The organism is Mycobacteriales bacterium (assembly GCA_036497565.1).
Lineage (GTDB): Bacteria > Actinomycetota > Actinomycetes > Mycobacteriales > QHCD01 > DASXJE01.
In genome coordinates, this window is record DASXJE010000040.1 from 1 (window position 1) to 1,513 (window position 1,513).

Here is a 1,513-nt window from a genome sequence, read left to right on the forward strand (position 1 = left end):
GTCCTCCGGGTTGTAGCCGAGGTTGGGGCCGAGCCAGCGCTCGGCTTCCTGCAGGGTCCAGCCCTTGCGCTTCGCGTAGTCGGCGACCTGGTCCTGGGCCATCCGGCCGACCACGAAGTACTGCGACTGCGGGTGCGAGAAATACCAGCCGCTGACGGCGGCACCCGGCCACATCGCCATCGACTCGGTCAGCTCGATGCCGGTCCGCTCCTGGACGTCCATCAACTCCCAGAGCGTCGCCTTCTCGGTGTGCTCGGGGCAGGCCGGATACCCGGGGGCAGGGCGGATTCCGACATATTTCTCACCGATGAGCTCCTCGTTGTCCAACTGCTCGCCGGGCTGGAATCCCCAGAACTCCTTGCGGACCCGTTGGTGCATCCGTTCGGCGAACGCCTCAGCCAACCGGTCGGCAAGCGACTCCAGCAGGATCGCGCTGTAGTCGTCGTTGGCTGCCTTGAACTCGGCGATCCTATCGTGGATGCCCAGCCCCGCCGTGACGGCGAACGCGCCGACGTAGTCAGCCAGGCCGGTGTCCTTGGGCGCGATGAAGTCGCCCAGGCTCCGGTTCGGGATGCCGTTGCGGTGCTCACCCTGCTGGCGCAGGTTGTGCAACGTGGTCAGCACCTCGGTACGGGTCTCGTCGGTGTAAACCTCGATGTCTTCAATACCCGAGCCGACCGCGTTCGCCGGGAAGAATCCGATCACCCCGTTGGCAGTCAGCCACTTTTCCTTGATCAGGGTGTCGAGCATCTCCTGCGCGTCGTCGTAGAGCTTGCGGGCGGTCTCGCCCGAGACCGGGTTGTTGAGGATGTCGGGGAACCTGCCCTTCATCTCCCAGGCGTTGAAGAACGGCTGCCAGTCGATGTACTCGCGCAGCTCGGCGATGTCGTAGTCCTGGAAATCCCATACTCCCGCACCTTGCGCCGGCACCGGCGGGGTGTAGCCGTCCCACTCGATCGGCGTCCGGTTCGCGCGGGCTTTTTCCAGCGTCAGCATCGGCCGCTCGTTCTTCTGGGCGTGCCGTTCGCGAAGCGATGCGTAGTCCTTCTCGGTGGCCTCCAGCAGGGCTGGCCGCTGCTTGTCGTCGAGCAGCGCGGCAGCGACCGGCACCGAGCGGGAAGCGTCCTTGACCCAGACCACCGGACCGCTACGACGCGGCGACACCTTCACGGCCGTGTGGGCGCGCGAGGTGGTGGCGCCACCGATCAGCAGCGGGATCTCCAGGCCCTGACGCTCCATCTCGACGGCGAAGTTGACCATCTCGTCCAGCGACGGGGTGATCAGGCCGGACAGCCCGATGATGTCGGCGTTGTGCTCCTTGGCCGCGTCGAGGATGTTCTGGGCAGGCACCATCACACCGAGGTCGATCACCTCGTAGTTGTTGCACTGCAGGACAACCCCGACGATGTTCTTGCCGATGTCGTGGACGTCGCCCTTCACGGTCGCCATGATGATCGTGCCGTTGGTGTCTTTCCCGGCAGCAGCGCCGGACTCTTCCTTCTCCGCCTCGATG

At 65.4% G+C, this 1,513-nt stretch carries 1 protein-coding gene; it reads right to left on the reverse strand.

The features are described 5' to 3' along the window. Window positions 1-1,513: vitamin B12 dependent-methionine synthase activation domain-containing protein (locus tag VGH85_03730; protein ID HEY2172901.1), on the reverse strand; the 1,513-nt coding region annotated here is incomplete at both ends.